Annotated in this window: 13 protein-coding genes; 11 read left to right on the top strand and 2 right to left on the bottom strand. The window is 70.4% G+C overall.

Translation table 11 applies throughout. The features are described from left to right. Positions 1–21 precede the first annotated feature (21 nt). The 4 genes from ITJ69_RS00740 to glmM all read left to right on the top strand — a co-directional run bounded on the left by ITJ69_RS00740 (position 22) and on the right by glmM (position 5,829). Complete coding sequence (locus ITJ69_RS00740) at positions 22–3,132, top strand: ExeM/NucH family extracellular endonuclease (RefSeq protein ID WP_194671732.1); 3,111 nt, start codon at positions 22–24, stop codon at positions 3,130–3,132. 331 nt (positions 3,133–3,463) lie between these two features. Then, the gene (rplM, locus tag ITJ69_RS00735) at positions 3,464–3,910 is read left to right on the top strand and encodes a 50S ribosomal protein L13 (protein ID WP_071259898.1); all 447 of its coding nucleotides are present in this window, start codon (positions 3,464–3,466) and stop codon (positions 3,908–3,910) included. 37 nt (positions 3,911–3,947) lie between these two features. Next, on the top strand, positions 3,948–4,433 hold the full coding sequence (gene rpsI / locus ITJ69_RS00730) for a 30S ribosomal protein S9 (RefSeq protein WP_111083442.1): 486 nt from the start codon (positions 3,948–3,950) through the stop codon (positions 4,431–4,433). A gap of 22 nt (positions 4,434–4,455) precedes the next feature. Beyond that, complete coding sequence (glmM, locus tag ITJ69_RS00725) at positions 4,456–5,829, top strand: phosphoglucosamine mutase (RefSeq protein WP_159570572.1); 1,374 nt, start codon at positions 4,456–4,458, stop codon at positions 5,827–5,829. A 229-nt stretch (positions 5,830–6,058) separates the two neighbouring features. On the opposite strand, the gene coaA is transcribed toward glmM, so the two are convergent. Both coaA and ITJ69_RS00715 read right to left on the bottom strand, forming a co-directional pair. Beyond that, a complete protein-coding gene (gene coaA / locus ITJ69_RS00720; protein WP_123339480.1) occupies positions 6,059–7,003 on the bottom strand; it encodes a type I pantothenate kinase in 945 nt (314 codons plus the stop codon). A 105-nt stretch (positions 7,004–7,108) separates the two neighbouring features. Then, the gene (locus tag ITJ69_RS00715) at positions 7,109–7,594 is read right to left on the bottom strand and encodes a glutathione peroxidase (RefSeq protein ID WP_111083439.1); all 486 of its coding nucleotides are present in this window, start codon (positions 7,592–7,594) and stop codon (positions 7,109–7,111) included. A 70-nt stretch (positions 7,595–7,664) separates the two neighbouring features. On the opposite strand from ITJ69_RS00715, the gene glmS reads away from it, so the two are divergent. The 7 genes from glmS to ITJ69_RS00680 all read left to right on the top strand — a co-directional run bounded on the left by glmS (position 7,665) and on the right by ITJ69_RS00680 (position 14,562). Next, positions 7,665–9,512 (top strand): glutamine--fructose-6-phosphate transaminase (isomerizing), encoded by a 1,848-nt coding sequence (gene glmS / locus ITJ69_RS00710; protein WP_194671731.1) that lies wholly within the window; start codon positions 7,665–7,667, stop codon positions 9,510–9,512. A 7-nt stretch (positions 9,513–9,519) separates the two neighbouring features. After that, positions 9,520–9,894 (top strand): holo-ACP synthase, encoded by a 375-nt coding sequence (locus ITJ69_RS00705; RefSeq protein WP_123293157.1) that lies wholly within the window; start codon positions 9,520–9,522, stop codon positions 9,892–9,894. Then, positions 9,891–10,994, top strand: a complete 1,104-nt coding sequence (gene alr, locus ITJ69_RS00700; RefSeq protein WP_194671730.1) for an alanine racemase — start codon at positions 9,891–9,893, stop codon at positions 10,992–10,994. Before ITJ69_RS00705 ends, alr (ITJ69_RS00700) begins: the two co-directional genes overlap by 4 nt. Then, positions 10,991–12,157: an alanine racemase gene (gene alr, locus ITJ69_RS00695; protein WP_194671729.1), complete on the top strand. Its 1,167-nt coding sequence runs from the start codon at positions 10,991–10,993 to the stop codon at positions 12,155–12,157. The genes alr (ITJ69_RS00700) and alr (ITJ69_RS00695) overlap by 4 nt, the downstream gene beginning before the upstream one ends. Then, on the top strand, positions 12,154–12,669 hold the full coding sequence (gene tsaE / locus ITJ69_RS00690) for a tRNA (adenosine(37)-N6)-threonylcarbamoyltransferase complex ATPase subunit type 1 TsaE (protein WP_333925014.1): 516 nt from the start codon (positions 12,154–12,156) through the stop codon (positions 12,667–12,669). The genes alr (ITJ69_RS00695) and tsaE overlap by 4 nt, the downstream gene beginning before the upstream one ends. Positions 12,670–12,739: 70 nt before the next feature. Continuing rightward, the gene (locus ITJ69_RS00685) at positions 12,740–13,336 is read left to right on the top strand and encodes an NAD(P)H-dependent oxidoreductase (RefSeq protein WP_194671728.1); all 597 of its coding nucleotides are present in this window, start codon (positions 12,740–12,742) and stop codon (positions 13,334–13,336) included. A 59-nt stretch (positions 13,337–13,395) separates the two neighbouring features. Then, positions 13,396–14,562, top strand: a complete 1,167-nt coding sequence (locus ITJ69_RS00680; RefSeq protein WP_194671727.1) for a Fic family protein — start codon at positions 13,396–13,398, stop codon at positions 14,560–14,562. Positions 14,563–14,569 lie beyond the last annotated feature (7 nt).

Below are 14,569 nucleotides of genomic sequence, written 5' to 3'. Positions count from 1 at the left end.
GCAGGTCGGTAGCGTGCGGGCATGCCCAACTCCCTCGGGCGCACTCTGCTGTGCGCCACGGCTGCCGCGACACTCCTCGCGGCCCCGCTCGTCACCGTCACCGCAGCGACCGCGAACCCCGAGGGGAGTGGCCTCGTCATCGAGGAGGCCTACCTGAAGGCGGGCAGCAACGGCGCCTTCTACAACCAGAAGTTCATCGAGATCGGCAACCCGACCGACGCCCCGGTGTCGCTCGACGGCTGGTCGCTGCAGTACCGCTCGGCGACGAGCTCCGGCGCCTTCTCGACGAGCGCGCTCGAGGGGACGGTGCCGGCCGAGGGCACGTTCCTGGTGTCGATGGCCGGCAACGGCGGCGCCACCCCGGTCGGAGCGGACCTGCCGACGGCGGACGACACCGCCTCGCTGAACCCCTCCGGAACCACGGGCACGCTCGTGCTGTCCGACGCCTCCACGCCGGTGGCGCTCGCCGCGGGTCCCGTGACGACCGGCACCGCTGGCGTCGTCGACCTGCTCGGCTACGGCGCCTCGAACACCTTCGAGGGCACCGTGCGCACCGTCGAGGGGGCGAACGCCGTGCCGAACGGCCTGGTCCGCCAGGGCACGAAGGACACCGACGACAACGGCGCGGACTTCTCGGTGACGACGACCCTGACCCCGCGGAACGCCGCGGGTGAGACGGCTGCGCCGACCGACCCGACCGAGCCCACAGACCCGACCGATCCGACGGAGCCGACGGACCCCGGCACCCCCGCCGAGGCCGTGACCATCGCCCAGCTGCAGGGCGCCACGGACACCTCGCCCTACGCCGGCAAGACCGTCACCACCGACGGTGTCGTCACCGCGGTGTACGCGTCCGGCGGCTTCAACGGCTACACGATCCAGACCCCGGGGACCGGCGGCGCGATCGACTTCAGCACCCACACCGCGTCCGACGCCGTCTTCGTCTTCTCGTCCGCGACCGCCGGGCTGGTGGCCGAGGGCGACCACGTGCGGGTCACCGGTGCGGTCTCCGAGTACTTCGGCCTGACCGAGCTGACGGTGTCGGGGGCATCCTCGCTCGAGAAGCTCAGCGACGCCGTCGTCGCTCCGCAGCCCGCCGCGGTCGCGTTCCCGTCGTCGGACGCGCAGCGCGAGTCGCTCGAGAGCATGCTCATCGCCCCGCAGGGCTCCTTCACGGTCGCCGACAACTACACGACGAACCAGTACGGCGAGGTCGTGCTCGCCAGCGGTGCCGGCCGCCTCGTCCAGCCGACCGAGGTCGGTCGTCCGGGCAGCGCCGAGGCGACGGCCGCCGCGGCGTCCAACGCCGCGCGCAAGGTCACGCTCGACGACGGTGCCAGCACCAACTTCCTGACGAAGGCCAACCAGGGCATCCCGGTGTCCTGGCTCACCCAGGGCCCGGTCACCGTCGGTGCGACCGCCACGTTTGAGGGTCCGGTCGTCCTCGACTACCGCAACAGCGGGTGGAAGTTCCAGCCGACCGCGCCGATCACCGGTGCGACCCCGGCGGCGGACCTGCCCGCGTCGTTCTCGAACGTGCGCCAGGCAAAGCCGCAGGACGTCGGCGGCGACCTCAAGCTCGCCGGGTTCAACGTGCTGAACTACTTCCCGACCACGGGTGACCAGCTCACCGGCTGCTCGTACTACACCGACCGTGCGGGCGACCCCGTCACGGTGAACTCCGGCTGCGACGCCCGCGGTGCTGCCGAGGAAGAGGACTTCCTGCGCCAGCAGGTCAAGATCGTCAAGGCGATCAACGGCCTCGGTGCCGACGTCGTCTCGCTCGAGGAGATCGAGAACTCGGCGCGCTTCGGCCAGGACCGGGACGCCGCGGTCGCCACGCTCGTCGACGCCCTGAACGCCGCCACCGGCGAGGACACCTGGGCCTACGCGAAGTCGCCCGCGACCGTCCCGGCGAGCGAGGACGTCATCCGCCTCGCGCTCATCTACAAGCAGGACCGCGTCGAACCCGTCGGCGAGTCGACGATCCTGCTCGACGACGCCTTCACGAACGCCCGGCAGCCCGTCGCGGACGCGTTCCGCCCCGTCGGCGGCACCGCGGACGACGACTTCCTGGTGATCGCGAACCACTTCAAGTCGAAGGGCTCCGGCACCGGCGAGAACGCCGACCAGGGTGACGGCCAGGGCGCCTCCAACGCCGACCGGGTGCGCCAGGCGAAGGCCCTCGTGACCTTCTCCACCGACATGCAGGCGCAGTACGGCACCGACAAGGTCTTCATGCTCGGCGACTTCAACGCCTACAGCAAGGAGGACCCGGTGGTCGTCCTCGACGACGCCGGCTACACCGACCTCGGCCCGGCACTCGACGCCACCGAGTACTCGTACGTGTTCTCCGGCTTGAGTGGCTCGCTGGACCACGTGTTCGCGTCGAAGGCCGCGCTCGAGACGGTCACGGGCGTGGACATCTGGAACATCAACTCGGTCGAGTCGGTGGGTCTGGAGTACAGCCGCTACAACTACAACGCGTCGGACCTGTACACCGACGACGTGTTCCGCGCGAGCGACCACGACCCGATCCTGGTCGGGTTCGACCTCGACGCTGCCGGCACGGACCCCGGGACCGACCCGACTCCGGTGCCGACCCCGACCCCGACGCCGGGTGACGGCGGCTCGACCCCGACCCCGACCCCGACGCCCACGTCGAAGCCGACCCCTGCTCCGACCCCGTCCGCGCCGAGCACGGTGCCGCCGGTGGCCCCGTCGGAGACCGGTCTGACCGACGCGAACCGCGGGAGCGTCTCGGCGCCGTCGTCGGCTCGTGCGGGGGAGACCATCACGGTGACCGTCGGCACGCAGTACGCGGGTGACGTCGTGAACGTGTGGCTGTACTCGACCCCGACGCTGCTCGGCACCGTGACGGTCGGCGCTGACGGCACGGTGCGCGTCACGATCCCGTCGGACACCCCCGCTGGTGCACACCGCCTCGCGGTGACGGCCGCGGACGGGAGCCTGATCGGCTGGACCCCGATCACGATCACCGCTGACGGGCAGCTCGCGTTCACGGGTGCCGAGGGCCTCGGTGTCGGTGCGCTCATCGCGTTCCTGCTGCTCGCCGCGGGTGCGGGCGTCCTGATCGTCCGCCGCCGGAGGACCGCGGCCGCCGCGGAGTAGTCCCCACGCCCCACGGGGGCACTTCGTGAGCAGGAATGGTCGGGTTCGCCGTGCGCGACCCGACCATTGCTGCTCACCATGCGGGGGTGGGCGCGACCCACGGACGGACGGGAGGCCCGTGGCCAGGCCGCCACGGGCCTCCCGTCCGGCAGTGGCTGCGTTTGACCGACGCGACCCGCGTCGGCTAGGCTCTCGCCTTGGTCTGTGCGCCACGCGCGCCGGACAGTCAGATGAGCCCTCCATCCGGGCGTTCCGCCGGCTTCTGCCGCGGGGAACCCCGACCGGAGTGGGATTCACGGACTCCTCACCTCGACACGAAAGCAGCACTCCTGTGACTCGCACGTTCTCACCGAAGCCGGCAGACGTCCAGCACGACTGGATCGTCATCGACGCGACCGACGTCGTCCTCGGCCGTCTCGCCACCCACGCCGCGGCGCTCCTGCGCGGCAAGCACAAGGCCACCTTCGCCCAGCACATGGACATGGGTGACTACGTCATCATCGTGAACGCCGACAAGGTCGCCCTGACCGGTTCGAAGCTCGCGAAGAAGGTCTACTACCGCCACTCCGGGTACCCGGGCGGCCTGACGGCGACCTCTTACCCGGAGATGCTCGAGAAGCACCCCACCCGCGCCGTCGAGAAGGCGATCCGCGGCATGCTGCCGAAGAACACCCTCGGTCGCGAGCAGCTCAAGAAGCTGAAGGTCTACGCCGGCGCGGAGCACCCGCACTCCGCGCAGCAGCCCAAGGCGTACATCTTCGACCAGGTCGCACAGTAGTTCCGGCCACGACGACTTCAAGGACATAGAGAAACTCATGGCTCAGATCGCTGATTCCCTCGACCAGACCCCGGAGAGCTTCACCACGGAGAGCGCACCCGCCGCTGCCGAGGCTGCTCCCCGTCAGATCCTCAACGTCTCCGGCGGTGCCGTCGGGCGCCGCAAGGAGGCCATCGCGCGCGTTCGCCTCGTTCCGGGCTCCGGCACGTTCGTCGTGAACGGTCGCTCGCTCGAGGACTACTTCCCGAACAAGCTGCACCAGCAGCTCATCAACGACCCGTTCAAGGTCCTCGAGCTCCTCGGCTCGTACGACGTCGTCGCCCGCATCACCGGTGGCGGCCCCTCGGGTCAGGCCGGCGCACTCCGCCTCGCCATCGCCCGCACGCTGAACGAGATCGACCGCGAGAACAACCGCGCGACCCTCAAGAAGGCCGGCTTCCTCACCCGTGACGCCCGCGTCATCGAGCGCAAGAAGGCCGGTCTCAAGAAGGCCCGCAAGGCTTCGCAGTTCTCGAAGCGCTAGTCGTCACCGGCTGAAGATCGCAATGCCGCGTCTGTTCGGTACCGACGGGGTTCGTGGTCTCGCCAACGGCGAGCTGACGGCCGCGCTCGCACTGGGTCTTGCCCAGGCGAGCGCGGCCGTCCTCACACACGGACACCATGCCGACGCCCGCCGGGCGTCCGGTCGACCGCGCCCGCGCGCGGTCCTGGCGCGCGACCCGCGCGTCTCCGGCGAGTTCCTCGGTGCCGCCGTCGCGGCCGGGCTCGCTTCCGCCGGCGTCGACGTGCTCGACGCCGGGGTCATCCCCACTCCCGCTGCGGCGTTCCTCGTCGCGGACATCGACGCCGACTTCGGCGTGATGATCTCCGCGTCGCACAACCCCGCCCCGGACAACGGGATCAAGTTCTTCGCCACGGGTGGTCGCAAGCTGCCGGACGAGGTCGAGGACCGCATCGAAGCGGCCATGCACGACCACTCCGCGCCGACCCCCACCGGCATCGACGTCGGTCGGATCACCCGGTTCGCCGACGCCGAGGACCGCTACGTCGTCCACCTGCTCGGCACGCTGCCGCACCGGCTCGACGGCATCCACGTCGTGCTCGACTGCGCCAACGGTGCTGCCGCCGGCGTCTCGCCCGAGGTGTTCGTGAACGCCGGGGCCCGCGTGACGCTCATCGGCGCCGAGCCCGACGGCTGGAACATCAACGACGGTGTCGGCTCGACCCACATCGACAACCTGTCCCGCGCCGTCCTGGCTGCCGGCGCGGACATCGGCATCGCGCACGACGGCGACGCCGACCGCTGCCTGGCGGTGGACGCCGCGGGCAACGCCATCGACGGTGACCAGATCATGGCGATCCTGGCGCTGTCGTTGCAGGAGCGCGGGCGGCTGAAGGACGACACCCTCGTCGCGACGGTCATGTCCAACCTCGGGCTCAAGCGCGCCATGGCAGACGCGGGCATCACGGTGATCGAGGCCGGCGTCGGCGACCGCTACGTGCTCGAGAAGATGAACGAGGGCGACTACTCCATCGGTGGCGAGCAGTCCGGCCACATCATCTTCAACGAGTACGCCACCACGGGCGACGGCATCCTGACCGGGCTGCACCTGGTCGCCGAGATGGCGCGCACCGGGAAGTCGCTGCAGGAGCTCGCCTCGTGCATGACGGTGTTCCCGCAGGTGCTGCTCAACGTCCGCGGCGTCGACCGGCACGGTCTCGCCGACCAGGGTGTGCAGGACGCGGTCGCCGCGGCTTCAGCAGCGCTCGGTGACACCGGTCGGGTCCTGCTCCGTCCGTCGGGTACCGAGCCGGTCGTGCGCGTGATGGTCGAGGCCGCCTCGCAGGACGACGCTCAGCGCATCGCCGAGGAGCTCGCCGCCGTCGTGCAGGACCGCCTGGCGCTCGACGCCGCGTAGGGCGGGCGCGACTTCGCGCTGCGCGCGCGCCGCGTTCGCGCCCCGCTGCGGTCGTTGCGCCCCGACTCTTCGGGGCGCGATGCCCGTACCGGGGCGCAATCGGGCGAGCACGCGACCGCGTCGCGCCCCGCTTGCGTCGCGCGCCCCGCTGCGGTCGTTGCGCCCCGACTCTTGGGGGCGCGACGCCCATACCGGGGTGCAAGCCCGCGCGCACCCGCGCGCGCCCGCGCTAGATCTTGCGGAGCAGGACCGAGTTCACCTTGTGATCGGCGGCCTTCTTGAGCACCAGGGTCGCGCGGGACCGGGTCGGCAGGACGTTCTCGAGCAGGTTCGGCTCGTTGATCGCCCGCCAGACCTCGGTCGCCGTCCGCACCGCGTCGTCGCGCGACAGCGAGGCGAACCGGTGGAAGAAGGAGTCCGGGCTCGAGAACGCCTCTTCCTGCAGGGCCAGGAACCGGTCGACGTACCAGGCCTCGATGTCCTTGGTCTTGGCGTCGACGTAGATCGTGAAGTCGAACAGGTCGGACAGCGCGAGCCGCCCGTGCACCGGCGGGGCGAGCACGTTCAGGCCCTCGACGATGAGGATGTCCGGCTGGCGGACGACGATCTCGGCGTCCGGCACGATGTCGTAGACCAGGTGCGAGTAGTACGGCGCCCGGACCTCGGTCGCGCCGCTCTTCACCTGGCTGACGAACCGCAGCAGGGAGCGACGGTCGTAGGACTCCGGGAAGCCCTTCCGGTCCATGATCCCGCGACGCTCGAGCTCGGCGTTCGGGTACAGGAAGCCGTCGGTGGTCACCAGCTCGACCCGCGGGGTGTCCGGCCAGCGCTTCGTCAGCTCGCGGAGCAGTCGGGCGACGGTCGACTTGCCGACGGCGACGGAGCCCGCGACGCCGATGACGAACGGCGTGCGTCCGGCTCGGTCACCCAGGAACGCCGATGTCGACGCGTGCAGGTTGCGGGCGCCGGCCGCGTAGAGCGTCAGCAGCCGTGACAGCGGGAGGTAGACCTCCTGCACCTCCTGCATGTCCAGCCGGTCGCCGAGCCCGCGCAGCTGCACGATCTCGGTCTCGGTGAGCGACAGGTGCTCCTTGGGTGCGAGCTGCGACCACTCGTGCCGCGGGATCTCCACAAACGGGGTCGGGTGCGCGACGGCGGTCTCCGGGATCGGCATGGGGACGAGCGTACAGACGGGAGGCCCGGTGCAGGTGAGCTGACCGGCTCACCTCTACCGGGCCTCCCGTCCAGTGCTCGGTGTGCGTCCGCAGGACGCGGTGCGTCAGGCGGGCAGGGCGGCCTCGATGGCCGCGATCACCTCGGGGGCGTCCGGCTTCGTGGTCGGACGGAAGCGCGAGACGGTGCCGTCGGGGGCGACGAGGAACTTCTCGAAGTTCCAGCTGACCCGTCCGGCCTTGCCGTCGGCGTCCGGGGTCTCCTTGAGCGCCTGGTAGAGCGGGTGCGCGCTCTTGCCGTTCACCTTGACCTTCTCGGACATCGGGAAGGTGACGCCCCACGTGGTGGAGCAGTACTCGTCGATGGCCTCGGACGAGCCGAGCTCCTGCAGGAACTGGTTGCTCGGGAACCCGAGGACCGTGAAGCCGCGCGGGCCGTACTGCTTCTGGAGGGCCTCGAGCTGCTCGTACTGCGGAGCGAGACCGCACCGCGACGCCACGTTCACGACCAGCACCGCCTTGTCCGCGAACGAGCCGAACGTGGTGTCCTCGCCGTGCAGCGTGGTGATGGCGATGTCGTCAAAGCGTCCCATGGCCGAAACGTTATCCCCAGCCCTGCTGCTTCGCAGGGTCCGCGCTCAGGCAGACCGTAGGATCGCTTCCATGTGTGGAATCGTCGGCTACGTCGGCAGCAACAGCAGCCAGGACGTCCTCCTCGGTGGCCTCCGTCGCCTCGAGTACCGCGGCTACGACTCGGCGGGCATCGCCGTGGTCGACCCTGCGGGGGACCTCGTCTCCGCCAAGAAGGCGGGCAAGCTCCAGGCCCTCGTCGACGAGCTCGAGTCGTCGCCGATCCCGGACGGCACCACGGGCATCGGGCACACCCGCTGGGCGACCCACGGCGGCCCGACGGACGGCAACGCCCACCCGCACCTGGCCGACGGCGACAAGCTCGCCCTCATCCACAACGGCATCATCGAGAACTTCTCCGAGCTGCGCGCCGAGCTGCAGGCCGAGGGCATCGAGTTCCGCAGCGAGACCGACTCCGAAGTCGCCGCGCACCTGGTCGGTCGGGCGTTCCGCGAGACCGGTGACCTGACCGCCGCCATGCAGCAGGCCGTGCAGCGACTGGACGGGGCGTTCACGCTCCTCGTCGTGCACGCCGACCAGCCCGGCGTCGTCGTCGGCGCCCGTCGCAACTCCCCGCTCGTGGTGGGCCTGGGCGACGGCGAGAACTTCATGGGCTCGGACGTCGCCGCGTTCGTCGCCTACACACAGCGCGCGCTCGCGATCGGGCAGGACGAGATCGCCACGATCCGCCCCGACCGCGTCGACGTCATCCACTTCGACGGCACCCCGGCCACCCCGAGCGAGTTCGAGGTGAACTGGGACGCCTCCGCCGCCGACAAGGGCGGCTGGTCCTCGTTCATGGCGAAGGAGATCAGCGAGGAGCCCGAGGCCGTCGCCAAGACGATCCTCGGCCGCGTGCACGACGGTGCCGTCACCCTGACCGACCTCGACCCGATCGCCGAGCGTCTGGCCACGGTCGACCGCGTCATCGTGATCGCCTGCGGCACCGCTGCGTACGCCGGCATCCTCGGCAAGTACGCCATCGAGCAGTGGGCCCGGATCCCGGTCGAGGTCGAGCTCGCCCACGAGTTCCGCTACCGCGACCCGGTGCTGAACGACCGCACGCTCGTCGTCTCGATCAGCCAGTCCGGCGAGACCATGGACACGCTCATGGCCGTCAAGTACGCCCGCGAGCAGGGCGCGCAGGTGCTGTCGATCTGCAACACCCAGGGCGCGACGATCCCGCGCGAGTCCGACGCCGTGATCTACACGCACGCCGGGCCCGAGGTCGCCGTCGCGTCGACGAAGGCCTTCATCGCCCAGGGCGTCGCGCTGTACCTGCTGGGGCTGCACCTGGCCACCCTCCGCGGCACCATGACGGCGGAGCAGATCGCCGAGCAGGTCGCCGAGCTCGAGGGCCTCGCCCCGAAGCTGCAGCAGACCATCGACGACGCCGCTGGCATCAAGGACCTGGCGCGCTGGATGGCGGACACCCGCAGCGTGCTGTTCCTCGGTCGCCACGTCGGCTACCCGATCGCGCTCGAGGGTGCGCTCAAGCTCAAGGAGCTCGCGTACATCCACGCCGAGGGCTTCGCCGCAGGTGAGCTCAAGCACGGCCCGATCGCGCTCATCGAGCCCGGGCAGATCGTCTTCGTCATCGTGCCGTCGCCGCGTGACCCGCGGTCGCTGCACCCGAAGGTCGTGTCGAACATCCAGGAGATCCGCGCCCGTGGCGCTCGCGTGATCGCCATCGCGGAAGAGGGCGACGCCGCCGTGCTGCCCTTCGCCGACGAGGTGCTACGCATCCCGCTCGCGACCCCGCTGTTCGAGCCGCTGCTCGCCGTGGCGCCGCTGCACATGTTCGGCATGGAGCTCGCCGCGGCCAAGGGCCTCGACGTCGACCAGCCGCGCAACCTCGCGAAGTCGGTCACCGTCGAGTAGTCGCACGATGATCATCGGCATCGGGGTCGACGTGGTGGACCTGGAGCGGTTCGAACGGGTGCTGTCGCGCACGCCGGCGATGCGTGCGCGGTTGTTCACCCCGGCCGAGCAGGTCCGCGACGGCGAACAACGGCCGATCGCGTCGCTCGCTGCGCGGTTCGCGGCCAAGGAAGCCCTGATCAAGGCGTTCGGCTCCAGTGCCGGGCTCAGCTGGCAGGACCTCGAGGTCGTGTCGGACGACCAGCGCAACCCGTCGCTGACGCTGCACCAACAGGCGCGACAGGTGGCGGATGCGCGTGGCGTGACGAGCGTGCACCTGTCGCTCTCGCATGATGGAGGGATCGCGACCGCGTTCGTGGTCCTGGAGGGAACAACGAAGTGAGTGCGTTCACCGGCATCACGGTCGATCGTGAAGCGCTGATCGAGAACTACGCGACGATCGCCGAGCAGGTCGCACCGGCCGGTGTCATCCCGGTCGTCAAGGCCAACGCCTACGGCCACGGCGCGCTCGACGCCGCACGGGCCTTCGTCGACGCCGGTGCCGAGTGGCTCGGCGTCGCGGACATCGACGAGGCCGTCGCGCTCCGGCAGGGCGGCATCGACGAGGACGTCCGGATCCTCGCTTGGTTGCACGCCCCGGACGAGGACTTCCGCCGGGCAGCGCAGTACGGCATCACCCCGGCGGTGTCGAGCGTCGAGCAGCTGTCCGCCGCTGCCGACTCCGAGGTCGGCGCCGTGCACATCTGCGTCGACACCGGCCTCAGCCGCAACGGTGCGGTCGAGTCCGAGTGGACCGAACTCTTCGCGACCGCCGGGGCCCTCGCCCGTGGTGGCAACCGCACCCGTGTCGAGGGGCTGATGTCGCACCTGTCGAACGCGTCGCGCACGGACGACCTCGACCAGGACGCCGCACTGCAGCGCGCGCTCGACGGCCTCGCCGCCAACGGCATCGTGCCCGACCTGGTGCACCTCGCCGCGAGCGCCGCGAGCATCGCCGTGCCGGAGACGCGCCGCGACCTGTCCCGCGTCGGACTCGCCCTGTACGGCCTGAGCCCGTTCGCCGACCGCACCTCCGCCGACCTCGGCCTCCGGCCGGCCATGCGTGTGACCGCCGCCGTGCTCCGCACCGTCGACGTCCGCGCCGGCGAGGGTGTGTCCTACGGCTACACCTGGCGGGCGTCGACCGACACCCGCCTCGCGGTCATCGGTCTCGGGTACGCCGACGGGTTCGACCGCGACTTCGGCAACCGGGTCTCGGTCCGGATCGGCGACCGCACGTTCCCGGTGGTCGGACGGGTCGCGATGAACGCCATGCACGTCGACATCGGCGACGCCGACGTCAGCATCGGCGACGAAGCCGTGCTCTGGGGCGACCCGGCGAACGGCGACCCCGCGGTCGAGGACTGGGCCGCCGCGATCGGCACCATCAACTACGAGGTGGTCGCCCGGGTCGGCCACAGCGTGCACCGGAGGACGACGTGAGCTCCGCACCCCTGCGCCAGGCACGGATCGACCTGGACGCCTACCGCGCGAACCTCGACCTGGTCCGCGAGTGGATGGACCCCGTCGCGGTCATGGCGATCATGAAGGCCGACGCCTACGGCCACGGTCTCGAGCCGATCGCGCTCGCCGCGGTGGACGCCGGCATCCGGTGGATCGGGGTGCTCACGGTCCCCGCGGCCCTGCGTCTGCGGTCGATCGGCGTCGGTGAAGACGTCCACCTCTTCACCTGGCAGCACGACCCCGCACTCGACTTCCGCGACGCCATCGACTCCGCCGTCGACCTCGGTGTCTCGAACGTGCCGGAGCTGCAGCGCGTCATCGACGCCGTCGACCAGCGACCCGCGCGCGTGCACCTCGGCTTCGACTCCGGGCTGCACCGCGACGGAGCGACCCCGGCGGCCTGGCCAGCGCTCGTGTCGCTCGCGCTGGACGCCCAGCGCGCCGGCCGCATCGAGGTCGTCGCGGCGTACACGCACCTGGCGGAGTCCTCGGACCAGGACGACGCCGACGCCGTGGCGCTCTTCGACGACGCCGTGGAGCGGGCCGACGACCTCGGGCTCGAGCTCCCGATGGAGCACGTCGCCGCTTCGCTCGCCGGGTTGGAGCGCAAGGAGTTCCGCAAGGACATGGTCCGGATGGGCGCGAACCTGTTCGGCATCCCCGGCGCGGACGGTGTCTCGGCGGCGGACCTCGGGCTCGAACCCGTGATGACCCTGACGGCGTCGGTCGCGAAGACCAAGCGGGTGCCCGTCGACACCGGCGTCTCGTACGACTACACGTACCGCACCGACTCGGAGACCACCCTCGCGCTCGTGCCCGTCGGGTACGCGGACGGCGTCCCCCGTCTGGCGCAGGGCCGCATCGAGGTCGCGATCGGCGGCAAGCGCTACCCGGTCGCCGGCCGTGTGGCCATGGACCAGTTCCTGGTCGACGTCGGCGACGACGACGTCCGCACCGGCGACACCGTGACCCTGTTCGGCACCGGCGAGCACGACGAGATGACCGTCCTCGACTGGGGCCGTGCGCTCGGCACCATCGGCGAGGAGATCGTCTGCCGCATCGGGCCCCGCGTGCCACGGTTCTACGAGGGCCACGACATCGAGGGACACGTCGGGGAGTACCTGCGGGGCGACCGGTCGTGACCGGCGCCGCTCGGGTCCTGCTGGACACGGCCGTCGACCGCACCGATGCGATGGGCCAGCTCGGGGCGCGGCTGGCCGCGGTCCTGCGTGCCGGGGACCTGGTCGTGCTGACCGGGCCGCTCGGCGCCGGCAAGACGACGCTGACCCGTGGCCTCGGCGCCGCCCTCGGCGCGCGTGGTCAGGTGTCGAGCCCGACCTTTGTCCTCGCCCGGACGCACCCCACCACCGCCGGCCCGGACCTGGTGCACGTCGATGCCTACCGGCTGTCCGACCCCGTCGAGCTCGACGACCTCGACCTCGACTGGGATGCGTCGATCGTCGTGGTCGAGTGGGGCCGCGGCATGGTCGACGGCATCAGCGACAGCGTGCTCGACGTCGAGATCACCCGGGCCACCGGTGCCGATGCCGGGTCCGCCGCCGCTGAGGACACAGACCCGGACGAGGTCCCCGATGAGCCCCGCCGTGTCGTCGTCACCGCGACCGGCCCGCGGTGGGCCGACGTCTCCCTCTGACTCAGCACCGATGACCAGGCGTGGTGCCGACGATCCAGGCACCGGGCAGCCTCCACGGTGAAGATGGACCGTGCCCACGCTCATCGTCACCGCCCACCCGGACCCCGATTCGCTGACGAGCCACCTCGCGCAGCGTCTGCGCGACGCGTTGTCCGCGGGTTCCGTCGAGATCGCCGATCTGGCCGCCGAGGACTTCGACCCGCGCTTCACCCTCGCCGACCGTCACACCTACCGCACCGGGACCGATGCCCCGGCCGACGTCGTCGCCGAGCAGCGTCGTGTCGACCAGGCAACCGACCTCGTCCTGGTGTTCCCGGTCTGGTGGTGGTCGATGCCCGCGCTGCTCAAGGGCTGGATCGACCGCGTGTTCGTCAACGGTTGGGCTTTCGACGTCGACCCCGACGGCGGCATGCGACGGAACCTCGGCCGGTTGCGGGTGCACCTGGTGCCGATCGCCGAGGACGACGTAGGCGTCTACGAACGCCACGGGTACGGCGAGGCCTTCCGGACGCAGGTCGAGCACGGCATCGTCGACTACTGCGGTGCTCGTCGTGGTGTCACCGTCTTCATCCACGAGTCCGAACACGACGTCGTCGTCGTGCGCGAGCGTGCGGTCGCCAGTGCCGTCGACATCGTTCGCCGTGCGATCACGACGGACAACGCGTGACCATTTGGAAGTTCCATCAGAACTTATAACTCAAAGCCCATTTTGCTTATGATGACAGGATGCGCCGAGAAGACTTCCGATCAGAACGCTTCGGCACACTCGCCACGCGTCCGCTGTCGGAGTGGCCACATGCCTACTTCCTCCCGGCGCCGTTGCCACGGGAGCTCGTCCTCGAGCCGGTGACGAACGCCGCAGTGTCCCGCGCGGACATCGCGATCGGTCGGCTCGCGGGGCTCGGGCAGCTCGTCCAGGAACCAGAACTCCTGCTCGGCCCGTCCATGGCGCAGGAGGCGCTGGCGAGCTCGCGCATCGAGGGAACTCAGGCGTCACTGAGCGATGTGCTCAGCGTCGAGAACGACGACGAGATCCTCGACGAGGATCTCCGCGAGGTGGACAACTACCTCCGGGCCGCCCGCGAGGGAGTGGCGCTCCTCGCAGATCTCCCCATCACCCAACGTTTCATCTGTTCGCTCCACGAGACCCTGATGCGGGAGGTCCGTGGAGACGAGAAGTCGCCCGGTGAGCTTCGTCGCTCACCAGTGTGGATCGGATCTCCGAACGCTCGACCGGAGACTGCACGGTTCATCCCACCGCACCAGGACCACCTTCCCGAGACGCTTGACGACTGGGAGCGTTTCGTGAACGCACCACTGGAGTCGATGTCGGTCACGGTGAAGTGTGCCCTGATGCACTACCAGTTCGAGACCATCCACCCGTTCCTCGACGGGAACGGCCGGATCGGGCGCCTCCTGATCGGCTTCTCGCTGATCTCGGACGGAATCCTGCCGGCGCCCATCCTGCACATCTCCGGCTACTTCGAGCAGCACCGCACGGAGTACTACGAGCGTCTGCAGGCCGTTCGCGAGCGAGGCGAGGTGGACGAATGGGTCCAGTTCTTCGCCGAGGCCGTCACGGTTCGTGCCAACGACAGCGCGGAACGGATCCGGAAGCTGGTCGAGATCCGCGAGCGGTACCGGCTCGCGGCCCGTGCGGAGCGATCCGCCCTCCCCGGACTCGTCGACGTCATCTTCAAGAACCCCGTCCTCACGGTTGCGTCGGTCCGGAGGGCGCTCGGCGTGTCACAGCCGACGGCATCCGCGTTGCTCCGTCGGGCCGAGGATTACGGCTGGGTACGGTCACTCGGGCGAGCGGGCAGAGGCGGTCGCGAGCGCTGGCGTGCCGACGAGATCTGGAACGCGGTCGCTGGCAGCCTCGACGAGGACTGACCCCTCG

It is taken from the genome of Curtobacterium sp. VKM Ac-2887, from assembly GCF_015350935.1.
Lineage (GTDB): Bacteria > Actinomycetota > Actinomycetes > Actinomycetales > Microbacteriaceae > Curtobacterium.
This window is presented reverse-complemented; position numbering and strand designations above follow the sequence as displayed.

What these genes read in the sequence shown, in the direction of transcription:
- ITJ69_RS00740 (WP_194671732.1), top strand. Translation starts at nt 22, where the DNA reads ATGCCCAACTCCCTCGGGCGCACTCTGCTGTGCGCCACGGCTGCCGCG.
- rpsI (WP_111083442.1), top strand. Translation starts at nt 3,948, where the DNA reads ATGGCTCAGATCGCTGATTCCCTCGACCAGACCCCGGAGAGCTTCACC.
- glmM (WP_159570572.1), top strand. Translation starts at nt 4,456, where the DNA reads ATGCCGCGTCTGTTCGGTACCGACGGGGTTCGTGGTCTCGCCAACGGC.
- coaA (WP_123339480.1), bottom strand. Translation starts at nt 7,003, where the DNA reads ATGCCGATCCCGGAGACCGCCGTCGCGCACCCGACCCCGTTTGTGGAG.
- ITJ69_RS00715 (WP_111083439.1), bottom strand. Translation starts at nt 7,594, where the DNA reads ATGGGACGCTTTGACGACATCGCCATCACCACGCTGCACGGCGAGGAC.
- glmS (WP_194671731.1), top strand. Translation starts at nt 7,665, where the DNA reads ATGTGTGGAATCGTCGGCTACGTCGGCAGCAACAGCAGCCAGGACGTC.
- ITJ69_RS00705 (WP_123293157.1), top strand. Translation starts at nt 9,520, where the DNA reads ATGATCATCGGCATCGGGGTCGACGTGGTGGACCTGGAGCGGTTCGAA.
- ITJ69_RS00680 (WP_194671727.1), top strand. Translation starts at nt 13,396, where the DNA reads ATGCGCCGAGAAGACTTCCGATCAGAACGCTTCGGCACACTCGCCACG.